The organism is Bradyrhizobium sp. B124 (genome assembly GCF_038967635.1).
Taxonomy (GTDB): domain Bacteria; phylum Pseudomonadota; class Alphaproteobacteria; order Rhizobiales; family Xanthobacteraceae; genus Bradyrhizobium.
The window spans coordinates 7,459,836-7,477,526 of sequence record NZ_CP152413.1; the positions used below are offsets into that span (position 1 = coordinate 7,459,836).

Here is a 17,691-nt window from a genome sequence, read left to right on the forward strand (position 1 = left end):
CAAAGCCTTATTGTTTGACCGGAGCCGAGTTGCCCCGCAAGGAAACATAGCGCTTGAAGGTGGCCTGCGCCTCGGTCATGCGGCCAGCCTGACGCAGAGCATGGCTGCGCAGCAGCAGTAATGGCAGACGCGACGATGGCTGATCATCAAGCATGTCCAGCCTGTCCACTACCGATAGCGCTTCCTCGCCGAGGCGCTCTGAGATGAGAGCATAGGCGAGGATGCGAAGCAGCTCGATGTCTTGAGAATGTTCGTGAACGACGAGCCGCAAGAGGGCCAGACTGTGTGCGCTCTGCCCACACGCAAGGTGGACATAGGAAAGCGCGCAGAGCAAATTGCGCTCGGGCCCAGAGATCGCAACTACCCGATCGGTTTTGGAAACATTCGACGACTGGGTAGGTGTGAAGTGCTGCACTTCGAGCGGATCTGGCATTGCTAGCCTTGGATCAAGCTGTTGTGATTCTGCCGGAGCAGGATTAACCGCCGCAGCTCCAGCCGCAGAAGCGCGGCCCCGTCGCCTGCCACCGAGCCCTCTGGCGCGGCTGACAGCGCATCGGCCAGACGCTCGAGGAGAAGGCCGTGTTGCTCTGGACGTACAACATGCGAATGACGCAGGCGGGGCGTGACAAAGGAGAGCAGGCTATGCGCGAGATTGGGGCCCGTCAGCCAGGTTAGTGCCGAACTTGTTTCGATCTTACCTGCGTGCTCAGTGGCATCGGTGGGATTGATCCGCGAGATCGGATCGATTGACTCGAGTTCGAGCGCGTTATCGATCGTGCTGGCAGCCAACGGCTCCTGCGCTTCGCGCTGTTGGACAACTGACGTGTGACCCTTGCCGTTTGCATGGACCTTGTCGATGCCGATGCTGCTGGCCTGAGGTGTGGCCGGGGCGATGACAGGTGCATGATGCTCGTTGTTAATTCCCTGAAAGGCGGTGCCAGGCTCTACGGACCGCTGCGGCAGCCTAGTCATGAAACGTTCCTTCGTTGGCCGCGGGCTAAAACTCTAATAGGACAAAGCAGCAAGCTGGCCATTGCGTGTCAGCAGCACACGTCCGTCCTCGATCTCCTTTACGGTCCATCCATTGCTCAGGAGTGCGCCCGCGAAGTACTTCTGACCAGCAATGACCAGATAAGGGTCGTTTCCGCGCCAAACTGCCTGGACGGCAATTGCGGGGGGCGCCTTCTCCTCCTTGATGGCGACCGCGCTGACGAGCGTATAAGCACCATTGCTTTGGACATCGAACCGCTGCTGGACGTCCCGCCATTTAGCGAGCGAGGCAGGCGTAATAGTGCCATCGGCGGTCACAACGCCCGGCCCAGAGCCGACTTTGATACCGAGTAGGCCCGCTGTGTCAACTTCCCCCTGCAGCCGTTGAGCCGCTGCGTCGGTGGCCGGAACATCAGGGGTCGCGAGCGCGATTTTGGGGTCAATGTCCGTGGCGCGGGACGAGGTGCTCAGCGCTGCGGCGCTGTCGAACTGGACAAGTCTCGTTGAAAGGGTGCCAACTGCGGCAGAGCTGATGAGGATCAAGGCGAGCGGGATAATCGGTAGATGCCAGCGCCCGGTAGAGCCGGCTTGCTGAGTGCCTTCGGTCGAGCAGCGAATGGACATGGCGCCCATATGGATGACGGCAGGAAGAGGGACAACAACGGTCTCATTTGGCGAAATAGGGGCGCGGCCCTCGATCGCGACGTCCGCGGCAAGGGCCTCGATCTCGATCGAGCTGACATGCCAGCTGACGCGAAGATGGTGCGGTTCGAGGCCCTGCTCGATGAAGACCAAATCAGCATCGAGGCTGCTGCCAATCAAGCAGGAGCCGCTCCCCGCTTTGCCGGTCAGCCCGGAATAACATCCCGACAACACTTCGAATACCGGGGAAGCTGGTTCATTCACGATCGTCTCCTGAATGAAGAACGAGACCGTACGGCAAAGCCGTACGGTCTGTTGCGACCTCACAGATGATGCGGCCGGCAAAAGTGGGAGGATATAATTTCGTCCCGCTTCATCCGTTACTGCACCCGCTCGTCGGCCACTTTCTTGACGGTCGAGAGCTCTGTCGAGACGACGCGAAGCTCTACATCCCTTTCAGCAGCCTTCGTGCTGCTGGCAGTCAGGGCGGCGAGCTGCCTGTTGAATGCCGCTTCTCCCGCAACTTCAGCGGCGGCGGAACCCAAGGCTGCAGTAGCAGTACCGGCTGCGCCACCCGCCGTCGAGATATTAGAAGGACTAATCTTACCAGCCATATTGTTTCTCCTGTTTATTTGAAGATTGCCGCGCCTTGCGGCTCCGATTTTCCTGACGCCGCAACATGCGAGGTCAGGAATCCTCCTCTGTCTCGGCCATGGCATCGTCGAAACGACCCATTGCACTACTTACAAACTGGATAGCGACGGCGCCGAGAGCGGCGTTGAACGCTTGCTGCATAGCAGCGGCTTGCGAGCCAGCGTCTGGACCAGACGCGCCGCCATTTAAGGGAGCTCCTGCACCATGCGATTGGCCATGATCATCGTGCTCGCCAGGCGCCCGAGATCGCTTTTTGGCCCCGCCAGTCGCGTGGAGGTCAGAATCAAGGTGCCCAGCGGCGCCGGAGCTGGAAATACGCATCGGGTTCTCCTACTTCAAAACTTCGTTCGTGCGGAGGAAGCAGTCTCCGTTACGTCTACTATGGAAGCATTAGCTTTCGACAAGCTGACGAGCCTCAGAAATACAGTGAGCCAATCTCTTTGATGTTGCCTCTGGACAGGCCGCCTCATATTTCGGCAGTGTACCGACGAAAGCTGCGATCAGTGAGTTGGTACAAGTCTCGCCTATGTGGGCACTTGATCAGGCAAGCCGTTGTTCATCAAAGCGCAGCTTTGATGAGCGGAATGTGAGCGCCAGGACGGATAAAATGGGCTTAAGCTTTGACGTCGCCCAATCTCGGGGCCCGCCCGGCCGGGACCTCTCGCAGCTCGTTCGGCAATTTAGTTGCCTCGAACCAGGCAGCGATTTTGTCTCGATCCTGCCCCGGGCGGGGCGGTAGGTTAAAGTTGCTCATGCGAGTCAGCGACGAAGAGCGATCCTCCAGTCCCGCTCGTAGCAGACCCATATAGATCACTTTCGTGGACAGCGATCAGGAGGCGCTGGAGACAAGGACCTTAGAGCGTCACGTCCATTAATGTGCTCTCGATCCGGCGACGTAAACCGGTTAGCTTTGCCGCTCCGTCCGGTTCCGTCGCGAGCTGAAGGTATTGACAAGTTCACCGTCCGCGACGGGTGACGCAATCGGCCCGGCGAAATCTTCGCGGTGGCGCACGCGATGTGAGAATGCCCGTCGGGCGCTCGAGTGCAGCCGACAAATGCGCTGGTTTAGCTAGCGACAAGCACGTTCGTCGGTGTAAGCATCGAACATGCTTGCGCGACCTGCGCGGCGGGGACGACCCTACCGCGTGGTGGCCTCGCAAGCTGGCCTTTCGTTCCAGCATTATCCTGCGTCGATAGCGCCGCTACGCTAGGCGTAGGCACCTGCAGCTTGCGTGCGCTCGGATTCAATTCGCGCCTTAAGGTTATTCAGATAGTCCTCCACGTAGGACTGGGCCATCGACACCGGCAGGTTGATGCCGGCAGTCATCGCTTCTTGAATTGCATGCTTCACCAAGCCTTCTCGAATCGCTATCTTGACCTCGGGGCCGGCGATGCAACCCACGGCCTGCGCCGCAAGACTGAGCCCGGCTTCCTCCAGCGCCTTCTTTATGTTGCCGCCGCTGATCGCGGTGTGCAGAAGATTTGCAGCTTGCGCTTCGGCCTCGATCACCATTGAAGCAAGATCGGCCAGTTCGCCCAGCCCTGGAATGAAGCCGAGTACACCAACGGCCGTCGCTGTCCAGTCGAGCACCTTCGAGCCTATCTTGAGCACGTCATTAAGTGCGTGCATGAGGGCGCCACCGTTCTTCTTGGGAGACTTGATGTCGGGCTGGTCTGCCACGCCAATCATCATGTCCGCGATGGCCTCCTGTTCGGCCGGCGTTTGAGCGGCATGCGTTTTCAATTGCGGAGCGGCGCGGTTCGCACCAGACATGTTGTTGAAGAACTGGTTGAAATCGTTTCTGCTGATGTTTCCGGAATCAACCGTATGGCCGCCGCCGAAGTCAAAAAACTTGTGGTGGGTTTTGTAGCCAGTAATCGCGTTGTTCATCAACCCGAACAGCACAGGATCCGAGAGCAGCTGGGAAGCCGCGCTTCGCACCTCGGGGGAAAAGCTCTTGTCGTCCACCATACTCACGAGCTTTTCCCGGGTCAGAACGCCATTCCCAAAGAAAGCGTCCTGGTTCTTGTTGATCGTATTTAGTGTGCCCAGCTCGGGTCGAGTGAGACTCATCGATGACGAAGCGACCTGCAGGAAGTCCTCTTTGTGGACCTGATCTATCGAGCCGCCGTACAACTGCTTCCATTGATTCGGGTGGTCGAGAAAATATTGCGCCGCCGCGAGGACCTGTGGGGGGCATTTGCCAATGTCGGCGTTGCCGTCCACGATGTGCCTGAAATCCGCAAGGCTCAAGTTCTTGGGCAGGTTATCGGAATAACGGTAGAGTTCGCGCAAGGCATCGGTCAGGTTCATGACCGATGGCTCACCGTTCCCGGTACCGTCGGACGGCATGTAGTTCTGCTCGTAGGTCCGCGCCCGCTGCTCCTGGAACGCGGCAACTTGAGGGTGATGGTCGGAAAAGCCGCAGAGATCGCCCCCTTTGATCCTGCCGCCACAGCGGCCGTCGCCTTGCGAACCGATCGCATAGAAGAGCTCCGGGTCCTGTTGCAGTGCCTCGATCGCCGCCTTTAGATCCGGCGGTGTCGAGGGATCGTTGGCCAAATCTCCCAGAGACTTCCAATCAAGCGGGCATTTGTCCTTGTGGCGGTTCAGCACAGAGACAATCTGCAGTTCCGCATTAGTCAGCGTGCCACCGTTCCAGGTGATCCTTGAGCTTTGTACGGGCGCTTCCGCAATGATCGGGCTGCCGGCAGCACAGGACGGCTGTGGGTCATCCTGATATGCATCCAATGCTGCCCTCATCTCTGGTGGCAGGATATTCCGCGCCTCCTGCGTGAGTTCCTCCGTCAGTTGCTTGGTTGATTCTGTGGGGGCCGGCTCCTGCGGTGCTGAATGATCGCTGGTCGTGTCTTTCGACGAGAGGCTGGCCAGCATCGCCTGAAAGCTGGAAAAGTCCTGCGCCGAAGAGGACGGGGCGGGCATTCCGGAGAAAGCCACACTTGAGTTGGCGGTTGGCGATAGGTCGACTGACATTACACGTCCTCCGATATAAAGAGTGCACCACAAGGCGGTCACCGGCGCGGCCCGAGATCGCGACGAACAAGGAGTGTTGATCGGCAGAGCTCAACAGGTCCTACCACTTGCGTCCTGTTGCTCAGTGCGCCTTCAGCGCTCAGTTCCGCGACTATCCATGGGAACACCGTCGTCTAGATATTCACGCCGTATGGTAAAACGGACAACCTTTCGAGAAGCTGACGGCGCTCAGACGATTTCAAGGTGATTGATGAAATAGCCTTGCCAGCAAGGGGCCTGGACGTATTTCAATGCCGGTGCCAGCTTCGTTTGGTTGCGTTCGCCTGGCCTGGTGCCATGTCAGCGAGTTAAAACTTTACGTCTGCCTATCCGGAGCATTCGTTGATTTGGTCCAACAATCTCGCAAGAGCTCCGGAACATCTTAAGGTGGGCGCTGATTTCGCAGTAGCCACCCCCGCGCCTGCGCCAAAAAAGTGCTGACGCCTTCTGAGCTGCGCATCCAGCATGGTCGGCTCAGATACCGGTCGTCGACTAAGTCCTCGAAAAACTCCATCGTCAAACACGTTGAGCGGACCCAGGTTGCACTGACAAACATCAAAGCTCGAACGCCCCGGCCTTTGTCCTTTTATTCATCCTTGGCCGCCGCGCTCTTCGACCCTGCATCGAAGCCACGTCGCGGGCTCAGTACCAGATAACAGTTGGATCACGCGGTTACGAAGGGCGGACGCACTGGCCCCAAGAGCAGGTTTAGCGACTCGTGAGACGAATAAGTCTTCTCCTCGCCATTCGGCCGTGTGCGGCACACCCGCGATGGCGAAAGTTGTTGTCCGGAGGTGCTAGCCTGACATCACATTGCAGTTTCTCAGCACGTCGAGCTAAGGAATGTGGCGGCTTGGCGAGTGAAGACCAGTGGTCCTTGGCGGCACGTCCGGGAACTGGACCGCTCGCCGCCATCCAATGATGGCTCGGCGCGCGACGGCGCGGCTCCCAGCTTCGACCAAATCAGATGCTAGTTAGTTAGATTCGTCCGCTTCATGCGGTCGCGTCAGTTCTTGCTCAAAGCTCCTTGGATTGACCGCGCATGTCTGCTTATTGGCGGTTGAGGTCCGTTTACTCCTGACAGCGGATCGTCTCTCATCCTTACTCGTCGAATTTCATCCGTATGACGAATCTTTTAGAGCAGTTCAAAGGTTTGCATCAGAAAAAAGTCCGCAAGCCGCGATGTAGGATGCCGCTACCTCCTAGCTCGGACAGTTGTTGCTCGAAGCCTGTGGCGTCGTTGCGATGCGTGACGGCTTCGCCGTCTCAATACCGGCCCGCTCATGCCGGGCAGCACCAGCTTTCGAGAACCTGACGAAGAGTATGCACGACGCACTGAATTTCTTCGCAAGCGACTTTTTGTGATCGAGCCATTGTTGGCCAGAATTGGTCGCATGGACCGGGCTGTCTTGATGCGGTGCCTTCGGCGAAGCAGGGGCATCCGGTCGTCCGTCGCGAATGACCGTGCTTGAGGATCCCCGAAACAGCATCAGAGCGGACGCGTGTGGCCACTTGTCGACACCGGCCGTACTCTGCCGTGCTCGTGTCTCCGCCAGCAGTCCTTCCAGCGTTTGCACCACAAGTGCGATGGGGTACCATGAAGCGAAGACCAGGCCTTCTCCCGGTGTAGCTCTCACGATATAACGCTCATCTGAGATGCTGAGTGCATCGAGTGCCGCTTGAATGCATCAAAGCTGATCGGATTCAAGATCAGTAGTCGGCTTTGCGCCTCGTGCGCGTCGGATATGTAAAGCACCCGCCCATCGTGGTACCATTGAAGATTATAGAGCTTGATCGAGCGGTCGAGAAACTCTCGCGGTGGGAGCTCCGGTAGCCGCCCGCGAATCCGCCCCTTCACCTCAGTACTTACATTGACCCCGGATATTCCGATTGTGACTTGAATTCCTGCAGTGCGGTCGCGAGGTCCTGATCCAGAACCGTGTAACTGTAAGGCGTCGATGGCGGCGTCAGCGGCACGCCGAGCGTCCTGACGACGTCAGGCAGGTGGAAACAGTAACACATAGCACTTTCGTCGCAAATTTGGAGGCCGATGCTTCTTCCTAAATGGAAGCCAGCCGCGATCATCAGGTAACGAACGCTCGTCAGCTTTCGGTCAGCTCGCTTCTCTAAGGTGCTGGCCCATTAGCGCTCACGAATGCTGCCAATCTTATCACGCGAGAGAAAGGGTTCTTCTCATGTTGCCTGCCGTTGCCTCGACCGCTCTCAACTCGGCCGAACGTATCTCCAGCCGCTGTTCATCGGTGCGGGACCAGTTTCATGATAGTCTTACGCAGGCGGATGTTCTTGTCCGCTTGCCGCTTCTGCTGTCGCATCGGCGGGTGTAAGACCGACCTGTATACCAAAGTGCGGGCGAGTACGAGGGCACCTGCCGTCGACTCGCTTGCAAATGAGATGGGAGAAATTGCGTTGCGGATAGATTTTTCGCGTATTAATCGGTCTAAAGCTATATTCTATGATATTTATGCTTCTGATGATCCGAGGGCATATTTCTCGATCCTCGGAGACCTGGATTATATGATCCCGGACGTGGCTGAGCCGGTTGTGCGCCAAATCCTGGCAGCCAAAGCTTCGGCAACCGGCCTTAAGCCCGTCGTGCTCGATGTTGGATGTTCATACGGAATCAACGCAGCGGTGCATCGCTTTCCGCTGACCTTCGGGGGCTTGCGTCACCGTTACGCCCGGCGTGAGATGAGGGCGATCAGTTCTGAGACACTGGTGAGTCTCGATCGCAGTTTTTATGCAGCCTGGCCTGATGTCGGGTTGGCGCGCTTTATCGGCCTCGATGTGTCGGCACGGGCGATCAGCTATGCAAAGAGTGTTGGCCTCTTGGAGCAGGGCATCGTCGCTGACCTTGAAAAGGAGGCGCTATCGACCGACAGCGCGCGCATTCTCCGCTCCGTGGATGTTATCATGTCAACCGGATGCATCGGCTACGTTACCGAGAAGACGTTCAGCGAGATTCTCGATGCGACAGAGAAGCAACCATGGATCATCTCCTTCGTGCTACGAATGTTCCCATTTGAATCGTTGGCCGAGGCGTTTGCAAAGCGTGGTCTTGTGACAGAGCGTCTTACCGGCGCGACGTTTATCCAGCGTCGCTTTCGCGATGCTGAAGAGTTTGAAAGTTGTTTGGCCAGCTTGGCGGCCCTTGGCGTGGATGCGACCGGCCTCGAATCAGAAGGGCTGTTTCATGCCGATCTGATCTTGTCTCGCCCAGAGGCGGATGCACGGGCCACGCCTCTGGAAGACGTTGTCACCGTCGCCAGCGGCAGGGGACGGCCGATTGGACCCCGTTACGTTCATGTTGAAAGCAACGAGGGCTTGCAGGTTGCGCTGGAGCCCTGACAGTTAAGGACCACTGTGCAGCGCGCGAGTCTCTTCGGCGCTGGATCAAGACGTGAAAAACAAGGCCGTTCTGGTCGAAGGCGCGCCAGAGCCGATGTTGTTCGCTGACGATGGATAACGACTTCGTCCAGATGCCATTTGTCGCGGCGAGCGGGAGCGCTGAGATTCAGATCGGAGAGCGCCTTGCCGAATTCCCTCTCCACTGACGCGCGGTTTCATAGATCGCATCAATGCGACACGTGGGCCAGAATTTCCTCGACTATGCGCAAACTTAACGCATACCGACCGCCCGGACCACTCTATCGCCGCTGTCACTTCCGCTGCAGATGATTGGAGATGCTGTTTAAGCGCGCTGACCTGCTGCGGCAAGGACAGCGCGACTTTGCCCATTCGGACCGATGGACTGCTTTACGTACCCGTTGGCCAGAGGGGCGGCGAAAGCCCGAGTTGAAGTCGCGACCTCGTTACAGGGGGTGTGCATGTGGCGATCGCACTTGATGATCAAGGTGGTCGATTTGCGCGGCGGTGTCCACGTACAGCAAACCGGACGGCTGGGAGGCGCGTAGCGTGAAGAGGGGCAGCTGTTGATCGCTCGTCTCGAGCCGTAAGCTATCCTACCTCGATCAGGTCTCTTGAGTGGCCCTTTAAGAAGGAGCTTGGCCGGCGCAATATCCGCCGGCCAGAGCGGCCGTCACCAAGTTCTCCTGCCGTTGGCAAGGTCAATCTATCGCTTCGGATATGGCCCTGCCCCGGCTGTGGTCGCTAGCGGGTAGGGGGATCTTCCCCCGAGTCTGCCGGTCGATCTTCATCCGGGTCTGCAGGCCAAAGGGTCGGGTCCAGCGACGGAGTGAGACGAATGAAGCCTTCTTCCCTCCATTCGGCCGTGTGAGGCACTCCGAGGAGCGTGAAATTTTTTATCGGGTGGTCCTTGCTCGGCATCACTCCGCTTCGCTCCAGCATGTCGATCTGAGCGCCTGTGGCTGTTTGGCCGGTGAAAACCCAGTAATCCTTGGCGCGACGTCCGTCCGACATACGGAACTCGGAAAGTTCTGGCGGTGCAGCTTCGGAAGGCCCAGCTTGAGATGGTCCGGCCTGAAATGGCCGGGCGTGGGAGGGGCCGGCGTGCGATGGCCCGGCATGCGATGGGCCAGCCTGTGATGGCCCGACGTGCGGCGGCTCAGCATGCAAGGGCCCTGCGTGCGGCGTGCCGGCATCCACATTTTGCCATATCTCATCCTGATCGAAACCCGGATAAGCCTCGATCGCCTGAGCGATCGTGTGCTGCGAGAGGTGCTGCGCGGAGCTTTCCGGTGCCGGTTCAGCGTGGACCTCAGTCGGCGTGTGTGGATCACCCTCCCAACCCAAGTCTGGCGCATAGGGATGCGCTAAATCCAGGTACGGCGAATAGGGGTGCCCAGCATCCAAGTATCGCGAATAGGGATGGTCTACGTCCAAATATGGCGAATAGGCGTGCCCTGGGGAGGCGGCACGATGCGGGGAAGCACCACCTTGCACGGCGCCGAGCTGCTGCTCAAAGCCGGTTGCGTCCGTGGCCGGTCGCGGTGAGTCCGGCTCTGGGCTCGTATTCGACGGGCCGATCGGATTGAAGTCCATCTTGTTCCTCCTTTCAAAAAGATGAATTGACATCGCGCGATGCGAACGCTCCCGCTCGAGCGTCTGGTGTACGGAGGCGCACCTCCATTGCGCCGCCCGGCGGCACGCCGTCCAGACATCCGCGCGCTCATGCTGGAAGAGTTATCTTTCGAGAAGCTGACGATCAGATGGATTTAAGCCAATGCTGGTCGGATCGACTTCGGCCGGAGCCGTCTCGCATCATTAAGTCACTTCTGGCTTGTTCCAGCTTCGCGCACGATGCCGTCCTGATGCGGCACTTCGGAAGAATAATGGTTTTCCGGTCGTCCGTCGCGAATGACCATGCTCGAGGAGCCGCGAAACAACATCAAAACCGACTCCCGCGGCGGCTTTTCGGCAGCGGCGGGATCTCGCCGCGCCTGCGCCTCCGCCACAAGGCCCTTGAGCGTTTGGTCCACCAGCGCGATGAAGCGTGGCGGGCCCGAAGTCAGCACGAGGCCATCTCCCGGGGCCGGCCGCACGATATAGCGCTCATCGGAGATGTTGAACGCATCGAGCGCGGTCTTGAACGCGTTGAAGCTGATCGGGGTCAACACAATGAGCCGGCTTTGCGCCTCATGGGCAGCGGATATGTAAAGCACGAGCCCGTCGTAATACCATTGAAGATTGTACAGGTTGGTCAAACGCTCGAGGAACTCCCGTGGTGGCAGGTCGGGCATTCGCCCGCGAATCCGGCCCTTTACCTCAGTGCTGACATTGACCTTGATATTGAGATTGTTGCCGAACTCCTGCAGCGCGGCAGAAAGGTCCTGATCCAGAACCGTATAGCTATAAGGGGTCGACGGCAGGGATAGGGATGCGCCAAGCGCCCTCACTATTCCAAGACAAATGAAAACCCCGACACAGAGAACTCTCTTCAAAATGTGCACCATCGTGGATCGGACCAGTATTCCCGCAGGTCTTCCGCTTGAGAAGAAAACCTAAATTCTTCATTCCAACTTGGAAGCCAAACGTGATCTTTAGATGACGCAATCAGCGGCATCTTTCGTCAGGTTTTCGTCAGCTCGCCAATCTACGATCCTGATCCGTTCATCGGCCAACAACGCCTGGTCTCATCACGCGAGCACAATGAACCCTTCTATGATGGTAGGCGCAACGCCGATCTCTCCTAACTCAGTCGACTGTCTTTCCAATGCCTGCTCGCTGGCGGCTCCTGGGGAGCAGGCGCACTTTGAGCGGTCCCTTGCGCAAGCGGCTTCCAATCAGGCCGCGGCCTCCTCAGTTGCAGACAGAGTGGCGGTCGTTCCTCCGTTATCGGAGATTCAGCGCGCGAACGCGCTGGCGATTCCGCCGGGCGATCGCGTCCTTCAAGCCCTTTCCAGCATGTACCACAACCATTCCGTTCCTCCGGCTGCCTGCAGCGCGCCATCTGCTCCGAATGGCGCGCAACCTGGACCTGCTGCGCAGTCGCTTTTGCAGGTGGACGACGTCGGCGCACATGCGGCGGTTAAACCGGTAGGAGCGGAGTTTGATTCAATGATGGTGAACCTGCGGGATGTCTACAGAGACGTCATTCAGGTGTCCCTCGTCTCCAAGAGCACTAGCGCCGTCAGCTCGTCATTGAACAAGCTGCTATCGGCGGGCTGAGTGAGGCTGATGATTGATGTGGTGCTGAGGAGTAGCAGTGGCGGCCGTCAATCGTGGCGGCGGCTTCGCATTTGTCTTGCCCTACCACTTCTTCTTCCGTTGATCGGCTGCAAGGCTGATCTCTACACCAAGATTCAGGAGCGTGAGGCCAATGAGATGCTTGCGCTTCTGCTTGGCAAGGGTGTGGATGCCGTCCGTGTTGTTGCCAAGGACGGAACCAGCACAATCCAGGTCGAGGAAAAGCAGCTCGCGTATTCCATTGACTTGCTGAATGTCGAGGGGCTGCCACGTCAATCTTTCAAGAATCTTGGCGAGGTGTTCAAAGGATCGGGCCTGGTTGCCTCACCGATCGAAGAGCGCGCCCGTTACGTTTATGCGTTAAGTGAAGAATTGTCGCGCACGATTAGCGATATCGATGGCGTCCTTTCAGCGCGTGTCCACGTTGTCCTGCCGAAGAACGATTTGTTGCGGCAAGATGCGACCCCATCCTCGGCATCGGTCTTCATTCGACATGGCACCAACGCAAAGCTCGCGGCACTGTTACCGCAGATCAAGATGCTCGTCGCCAACAGCATCGAAGGGCTGTCCTACGACAAGGTGGCGGTCGTCTTCGTGTCGGTTGAGCATGCTCCACTTGAGCAGGCGCGGGCAGCCAGTTTGGCTCAACCAGCAAAGTCAGCTTCAACACCGTTGTTTGCGCTCGGGGTGGGGGGCGCCGGCGTCGCATTCGGCATCGTATCTTACGTCTTGCTGGGCGCGCGTATTCGTCAGTTCGGACAATCATCGCGTAAACTGACCATGTTTGGCGGGCGTTCGAACGCGCCGGCGGTCCATGCCGCCGGCAAAAAGTTGATTTCCGATGCGACATAGTCAGGACGCTCATGTCGGCATGCCATCCACCAAACCCAACCGTTCGTTCACGCTGCCTGCCGATCGGCTGCGCGAGCTTGCTGCCTCGATCCATCCGAGCCGCTTCGCTGCGCGCCTCGATCCCCTGCTGTCGCCTCCAACATTGCTGCGGCTGCAGCAGAGCTCCAGACTGCAGCCAAGACTGGCCGAGCTGCTGCTTGGCAACGACGTGGATGTGAGCGGAGCCAACTGGAATGATGACCTTCTGCGCTGGCATGATCCGCGTCGGGCTGCCCTGCTCGCGGGCGGTATCTGGCATGCACGCTCGGTCCTGAAGCTGGTTTCAAGGCACGATCTATCGATCTTGGTCGAAATGATCGGTGCTGAAGCGCATGCTTTCGGGATCCGACATTTATCCAGCGCGGTCGCAACGACGCCGATTGCCGATCCGGAGCAACTGTCGCGACAGATTGAACATGATGGACATGGCTGTCTCGGCGCTTGGCTCGAAGACGCTCCAGCGCTCGAGCGTACCCGCGTGCTTCTGCGGTTGCCCGTTGGGACCGCTGCAGACAATCCGGCGGCCGAATACCGTAGTGCCGCAGGCCCACTGCTTTCCTTGGTCATCGCCCATTTGGGGACGGAGGTTGCCAGGGGATGACCTCCGATGTTCCAGCATTGCCTGTGGCCCCGCAAATTCGCCCGCTCGGACCCCTGATTCCGGCGGCCGAGCTCGAGATCTGGCATGATGCCGTATACGCGCGGGCCGCTGCCGAGCGGCATCTGCAACGCGTACGTCACTGGGGGCGCAAAGCTTACGAGCGAGAACGGACGCGAGGCCATGCCGAGGGCGTAAGGACGGGCGCGGAGGAAATGGCGCGGCTGATTGCGCAGGCTGCTGGTGAACTGGCGCAGCGAAAGGCGGTTCTGGAGCAGGAATTGCCGCAACTGATTATTGAGATCGTGAGCGATTTGCTGGGCGCCTTTGATCCCGGCGAGATGCTGGTGCGGGGTGTCCGTCATGCCATCGAGCAAAGGTATAACAACACGGAAGTTTGCCTTCACGTATCCCCTCTGAAAGCCGATCTGCTGGCCAGTCAGTTCGCGGCCTACGATGGACGGGACTGTCGGCCCAGGGTTAGGATTGAGCCGGATCCTGCACTGACGGTGGACCAGTGCGTTTTGTGGAGCGAGTTTGGCAATGTCGACCTTGGACTTGCCGCGCAGCTCCGCGCGCTTCGTCTCGGCCTTGGTTTGTCTTCGCAGGAAGGCGAGCCGTGACCACGCAACGACCAATCCATGATGCTGCGGCAGGGGAAGGGGCTGTCCACGTTGCACTCTCATCCTTAAGATCTTCCGCAAAGCAAATCGACACGCGCGCCGTCCGCGGTCGGATCACGCGGGCGATCGGCACGCTGCTCCATGCCGTCTTGCCGGAGGCCCGTGTCGGGGAACTGTGCCTCTTGCAAGATCCCCGGAGCGGATGGTCGCTCGAGGCCGAAGTGATCGGTCTATTGCCGGACGGGGTGTTGCTCACGCCGATCGGTGACATGGTCGGCTTGTCCAACCGTGCGGAAGTGGTCACGACCGGGCGAATGCAAGAAGTGCCAGTCGGCCCCGATTTGCTCGGTCGCGTGATCGACAGTTTCGGCCGCCCACTCGATGGTAGGGGCCCAATAAAAACTGGTGAAGCTCGCCCGCTGCGCGGCAAGGCTCCCAATCCCATGAAACGACGCGGCATCGAACTGCCCTTTCCGCTCGGCGTTCGTGTCCTGGATGGGCTTTTGACATGTGGGGAAGGCCAGCGGATCGGAATCTATGGTGACGCTGGTTGTGGCAAGTCGACGCTGATGGCGCAGATCGTCAAAGGTGCGGCCGCCGATGTCACTATCGTCGCGCTGATCGGCGAACGCGGCCGAGAGGTGCGTGAATTCATCGAACGTCATCTTGGCGAGGCCCTGTGCCGTTCAGTCGTCGTCGTTGAGACCTCGGACCGTTCGGCCATGGAGCGGGCGCAATGCGCTCATATGGCGACGGCATTGGCCGAATATTTTCGTGATCAAGGACTGCGCGTCGTTCTGATGATGGATTCATTGACGCGCTTTAGCCGCGCCATGCGTGAAATTGGCCTTGCCGCAGGAGAGCCTCCGACCCGGCGCGGCTTTCCGCCTTCCGTCTTTGCGCTGTTGCCGGGCCTGTTGGAGCGTGCTGGCATGGGCGAGCATGGCTCAATCACGGCATTCTATACCGTGCTTGTCGAAGGCGACGGCGCGGGCGATCCAATCGCCGAAGAATCACGCGGCATTCTTGACGGCCATATCATTCTCTCACGCGCGCTCGCCTCGCGAGAGCATTTTCCGGCTATCGATGTGCTGTCGAGCCGAAGCCGCGTCATGGATGCAATCGTGTCTGTGCCGCATCGCAAGGCGGCATCCTTCTTCCGTGATCTGCTCTCGCGCTACGCTGAGGCCGAGTTTTTGATCAAGGTCGGCGAATATAAGCAAGGCTCTGATCTGTTGACGGACCGGGCGATCGCCTCGATCGAGGAGTTGCGGGCATTTTTGCGCCAGGGGCAGGAGGAGGCATGCAGCTTTGAGGAGACGGTCGCATGGATGTCGCGTCTAACCGCCTGAATCCCGTTCACACGTCGAAATTGCGGCTTGTCAAGGACATGAGGGAGCGGAGCGCCCGTCGTGAACTGTCCAACATGGAAACCAAGCGCCGCATCGCGGTTCAAGCCGTCGAACAAGCTTCCGAGCATTGTGCAAATGCCGAAAGACACCGCGCAGGCGTCGAAGCCGAGCTTTATCGGGAAATGTTATCGGCCGATGCGATATCGGTGACCGAACTCGAGCGCCGCTGCCATCTCATCATTGGGCGGCTCACGGAGGAGATTGCAGCGGCGCAGCGAACGCTTGAGGAGGCACGTTCCGCTCAAGATCATGCCGAGGCTGCGGTTCTCGAGGCGCGGACCCTCTGGGCCAAACGTTCGGCGGCGAGCCACAAATGGCAAGAGATCGAGCGCGACGTTCAGCGCATCGCCAACGCGCATTGTGAAACCGCCGCCGAAATCGAAGCCGATGATGAAGTCTTGCTTCGGTACCGGAGAGGCTTGGGCGCGCAAGTGCGAGGCGAGTAGACCTGATGGCCGTTTTTCCTACGCCAGCGCGAGGGGGGGATGTGAAAGCGACGCCTGCGACACAGTTGCCGGGCGGACCCGCGCCATTCAGCCCGGCGTTGACCCTCTCTCATGCTGTGGTCTCGTGGCTCAACGAAATTGCGTCTTTCCGCGTCCCACTGCAAAACCGTCTCGGCGATAGACCGTTATCGTTGCGCATGAACCGGCTGGTCTGGCAGGCGGAGCCGGTTGCGACATCGATGCTCGACTGCGTCTTTGACGCCGGCAGCGAAACGGTCGTCTTGTCCTTGCCCGGTCCGCTGGCAGAAGCGCTGATTGCGACCGTGCAGAATGGTTTAACCTTACCTTCCGAGCCAACTCGTTCGCTGATCCTCGAACTCGCGCTTGAACCGTTGCTCGCTCCACTGGAGAGGGTGACCCAACGGCATTTGCAGCTTATCCGCACCGATGAAGCGGCGAGGTCAGGTCCATATCTTGAATTCGACGTCGCCTATGGTCCGCTCACCTGCAAGGCTCGCCTGTTTCTATTCTCGTCTTTTGACGGTCCGGTTCCGCCGGCGTTCAGCGCCCTTGGGGAGCTGCTTGGCCGATTGCCGCGACAGGCGCCCAAGCTTCGTCCTGAACTCCCTGTCATCATTGCAGGCCAGATTGGATCGCTGCGCATCACAATAGGTCTTGTTCGTCGAGCCCAGCAAGGCGACGCGCTGCTGCCGGATGCAATTCCCTTTGCTCGCGGTCAGGTCATCCTCACCGCGAACCGATTGTGGGCCCCTGCAGAGATTGCCGGCGACAGGCTGATCCTGCGCGGGCCATTCCGTTTGCAATCCCACCCTCTGAAAAGTGGACATATGACGACACAGTCCGAAGCGCAGCAGCTCCCCTCTGAGGCCGATATCGACAATCTCGAGATCACGCTTGTATTCGAATGCGGCCGCTGGCCGATGCCGCTGGGAACCTTGCGAAGCATCAACGAAGGCCATGTGTTCGAACTTGGCAGGCCGCTCGACGGTCCGGTGGATATCCTTGCCAACGGCCAGCAGATCGGACGCGGCGACATCGTGCGGATTGGCGAGGAACTGGCCGTCAGGTTACGCGGCAGGTTGGCGGTCAATGACTGAGATTCAACCCAGCATCCTCGCGCTCCTGGCCGTGACGGTCGGCCTCGGCCTGCTGGCATTCGCCGTGGTCACAACCACCGCCTTCATAAAGGTCTCCGTTGTTCTGTTCCTGGTGCGCAACGCGCTCGGGACCCAATCGATACCGCCGAACATCGTCCTGTATGGCGCGGCATTGATCCTGACCGTCTTCGTCAGCGCGCCGGTCTTTGAGCAGACCTACAACCGCCTGACCGATCCTCAACTTCGCTACCAAACCTTCGATGACTGGTTGACCGCCGCCAAGGAGGGGCAGGAGCCGCTGCGCGAACATCTGAAGAGGTTCACCAATGAAGAGCAGCGCCGGTTTTTCCTGTCCTCGACCGAACATGTCTGGTCGGAGGAGATGCGCGACAGCGCCACGGCTGATGATTTTGTGATTCTTGTGCCGTCTTTCCTGATCTCGGAACTCAAGCGTGGCTTCGAAATCGGCTTTCTTCTCTATCTTCCCTTTATCACGATCGACCTGATCGTAACGACGATTTTGATGGCCATGGGCATGTCGATGGTGTCCCCGACGGTGATATCCGTCCCCTTCAAGCTCTTTCTGTTCGTCACCATCGATGGCTGGTCACGTCTCATGCACGGGCTAGTATTGAGCTACGCGACTCCGGCGGGTTGAC

Annotated in this window: 16 protein-coding genes and 1 pseudogene; 9 read left to right on the forward strand and 8 right to left on the reverse strand. The window is 58.9% G+C overall.

Going from position 1 to position 17,691, the window contains the following annotated elements; genetic code table 11:
• Positions 1–7: 7 nt before the first annotated feature.
• The 5 genes from AAFG13_RS35470 to AAFG13_RS35490 form a co-directional block, all read right to left on the reverse strand.
• Positions 8–433, reverse strand: coding sequence for a histidine kinase (locus AAFG13_RS35470; protein ID WP_342709716.1), 426 nt, complete (start codon positions 431–433; stop codon positions 8–10).
• Positions 434–435: 2 nt separating this feature from the next.
• Entirely contained in the window at positions 436–972 is a 537-nt protein-coding gene (locus AAFG13_RS35475; protein ID WP_342709717.1) for a hypothetical protein, read from the reverse strand.
• Positions 973–1,005: 33 nt separating this feature from the next.
• Complete coding sequence (locus tag AAFG13_RS35480) at positions 1,006–1,896, reverse strand: hypothetical protein (protein WP_342709718.1); 891 nt, start codon at positions 1,894–1,896, stop codon at positions 1,006–1,008.
• Between the two features lie 116 nt (positions 1,897–2,012).
• On the reverse strand, positions 2,013–2,246 hold the full coding sequence (locus tag AAFG13_RS35485) for a nodulation protein NopA (protein ID WP_342709719.1): 234 nt from the start codon (positions 2,244–2,246) through the stop codon (positions 2,013–2,015).
• A 1,247-nt stretch (positions 2,247–3,493) separates the two neighbouring features.
• On the reverse strand, positions 3,494–5,182 hold the full coding sequence (locus AAFG13_RS35490; RefSeq protein WP_342713459.1) for an HrpF/NolX family T3SS translocon protein: 1,689 nt from the start codon (positions 5,180–5,182) through the stop codon (positions 3,494–3,496).
• 2,550 nt (positions 5,183–7,732) lie between these two features.
• Between AAFG13_RS35490 and AAFG13_RS35495 the strand changes: the two genes are divergently transcribed.
• The gene (locus AAFG13_RS35495; protein WP_342709720.1) at positions 7,733–8,686 is read left to right on the forward strand and encodes a class I SAM-dependent methyltransferase; all 954 of its coding nucleotides are present in this window, start codon (positions 7,733–7,735) and stop codon (positions 8,684–8,686) included.
• Positions 8,687–8,699: 13 nt separating this feature from the next.
• On the opposite strand, the pseudogene AAFG13_RS35500 reads toward AAFG13_RS35495, so the two are convergent.
• From AAFG13_RS35500 to AAFG13_RS35510, 3 genes and pseudogenes are all read right to left on the reverse strand, one after another.
• Positions 8,700–8,955: pseudogene (locus tag AAFG13_RS35500) on the reverse strand (DDE-type integrase/transposase/recombinase); the annotation flags it as partial.
• A 493-nt stretch (positions 8,956–9,448) separates the two neighbouring features.
• The gene (locus AAFG13_RS35505; protein WP_342709721.1) at positions 9,449–10,300 is read right to left on the reverse strand and encodes a hypothetical protein; all 852 of its coding nucleotides are present in this window, start codon (positions 10,298–10,300) and stop codon (positions 9,449–9,451) included.
• 227 nt (positions 10,301–10,527) lie between these two features.
• Positions 10,528–11,211, reverse strand: coding sequence for a nodulation protein NolW (locus tag AAFG13_RS35510; protein WP_342709722.1), 684 nt, complete (start codon positions 11,209–11,211; stop codon positions 10,528–10,530).
• 91 nt (positions 11,212–11,302) lie between these two features.
• Between AAFG13_RS35510 and AAFG13_RS35515 the strand changes: the two genes are divergently transcribed.
• Genes AAFG13_RS35515 through sctR form a run of 8 tightly spaced genes read left to right on the forward strand, consistent with a single transcriptional unit; the run spans position 11,303 to position 17,690 of the window.
• Positions 11,303–11,926: a nodulation protein NolB gene (locus AAFG13_RS35515; protein WP_342709723.1), complete on the forward strand. Its 624-nt coding sequence runs from the start codon at positions 11,303–11,305 to the stop codon at positions 11,924–11,926.
• A gap of 9 nt (positions 11,927–11,935) precedes the next feature.
• Positions 11,936–12,796, forward strand: coding sequence for a type III secretion inner membrane ring lipoprotein SctJ (gene sctJ, locus AAFG13_RS35520; protein WP_342709724.1), 861 nt, complete (start codon positions 11,936–11,938; stop codon positions 12,794–12,796).
• A gap of 19 nt (positions 12,797–12,815) precedes the next feature.
• On the forward strand, positions 12,816–13,436 hold the full coding sequence (locus AAFG13_RS35525; protein ID WP_342709725.1) for a nodulation protein NolU: 621 nt from the start codon (positions 12,816–12,818) through the stop codon (positions 13,434–13,436).
• Positions 13,433–14,056, forward strand: a complete 624-nt coding sequence (sctL, locus tag AAFG13_RS35530; protein ID WP_342709726.1) for a type III secretion system stator protein SctL — start codon at positions 13,433–13,435, stop codon at positions 14,054–14,056. The genes AAFG13_RS35525 and sctL overlap by 4 nt, the downstream gene beginning before the upstream one ends.
• Positions 14,053–15,408: a type III secretion system ATPase SctN gene (gene sctN / locus AAFG13_RS35535; protein ID WP_342709727.1), complete on the forward strand. Its 1,356-nt coding sequence runs from the start codon at positions 14,053–14,055 to the stop codon at positions 15,406–15,408. The genes sctL and sctN overlap by 4 nt, the downstream gene beginning before the upstream one ends.
• Positions 15,384–15,914 carry a hypothetical protein gene (locus tag AAFG13_RS35540; protein ID WP_342709728.1) on the forward strand — a complete coding sequence of 177 codons (531 nt, stop codon included), beginning with the start codon at positions 15,384–15,386 and terminating at the stop codon, positions 15,912–15,914. Before sctN ends, AAFG13_RS35540 begins: the two co-directional genes overlap by 25 nt.
• Positions 15,915–15,955: 41 nt before the next feature.
• Positions 15,956–17,032, forward strand: a complete 1,077-nt coding sequence (sctQ, locus tag AAFG13_RS35545; RefSeq protein ID WP_342709729.1) for a type III secretion system cytoplasmic ring protein SctQ — start codon at positions 15,956–15,958, stop codon at positions 17,030–17,032.
• Positions 17,025–17,690 carry a type III secretion system export apparatus subunit SctR gene (gene sctR / locus AAFG13_RS35550; protein WP_342709730.1) on the forward strand — a complete coding sequence of 222 codons (666 nt, stop codon included), beginning with the start codon at positions 17,025–17,027 and terminating at the stop codon, positions 17,688–17,690. Before sctQ ends, sctR begins: the two co-directional genes overlap by 8 nt.
• The last annotated feature ends 1 nt before the right edge of the window (position 17,691 follow it).

Bases quoted from the DNA above. Each gene is read 5' to 3' on its own strand.
- AAFG13_RS35470 (WP_342709716.1), bottom strand. From the start codon at position 433: ATGCCAGATCCGCTCGAAGTGCAGCACTTCACACCTACCCAGTCGTCG.
- AAFG13_RS35475 (WP_342709717.1), bottom strand. From the start codon at position 972: ATGACTAGGCTGCCGCAGCGGTCCGTAGAGCCTGGCACCGCCTTTCAG.
- AAFG13_RS35485 (WP_342709719.1), bottom strand. From the start codon at position 2,246: ATGGCTGGTAAGATTAGTCCTTCTAATATCTCGACGGCGGGTGGCGCA.
- AAFG13_RS35490 (WP_342713459.1), bottom strand. From the start codon at position 5,182: ATGCTGGCCAGCCTCTCGTCGAAAGACACGACCAGCGATCATTCAGCA.
- AAFG13_RS35495 (WP_342709720.1), top strand. From the start codon at position 7,733: ATGGGAGAAATTGCGTTGCGGATAGATTTTTCGCGTATTAATCGGTCT.
- AAFG13_RS35505 (WP_342709721.1), bottom strand. From the start codon at position 10,300: ATGGACTTCAATCCGATCGGCCCGTCGAATACGAGCCCAGAGCCGGAC.
- AAFG13_RS35510 (WP_342709722.1), bottom strand. From the start codon at position 11,211: ATGGTGCACATTTTGAAGAGAGTTCTCTGTGTCGGGGTTTTCATTTGT.
- AAFG13_RS35515 (WP_342709723.1), top strand. From the start codon at position 11,303: ATGACGCAATCAGCGGCATCTTTCGTCAGGTTTTCGTCAGCTCGCCAA.
- sctJ (WP_342709724.1), top strand. From the start codon at position 11,936: ATGATTGATGTGGTGCTGAGGAGTAGCAGTGGCGGCCGTCAATCGTGG.
- AAFG13_RS35525 (WP_342709725.1), top strand. From the start codon at position 12,816: ATGCCATCCACCAAACCCAACCGTTCGTTCACGCTGCCTGCCGATCGG.
- sctL (WP_342709726.1), top strand. From the start codon at position 13,433: ATGACCTCCGATGTTCCAGCATTGCCTGTGGCCCCGCAAATTCGCCCG.
- AAFG13_RS35540 (WP_342709728.1), top strand. From the start codon at position 15,384: ATGGATGTCGCGTCTAACCGCCTGAATCCCGTTCACACGTCGAAATTG.
- sctR (WP_342709730.1), top strand. From the start codon at position 17,025: ATGACTGAGATTCAACCCAGCATCCTCGCGCTCCTGGCCGTGACGGTC.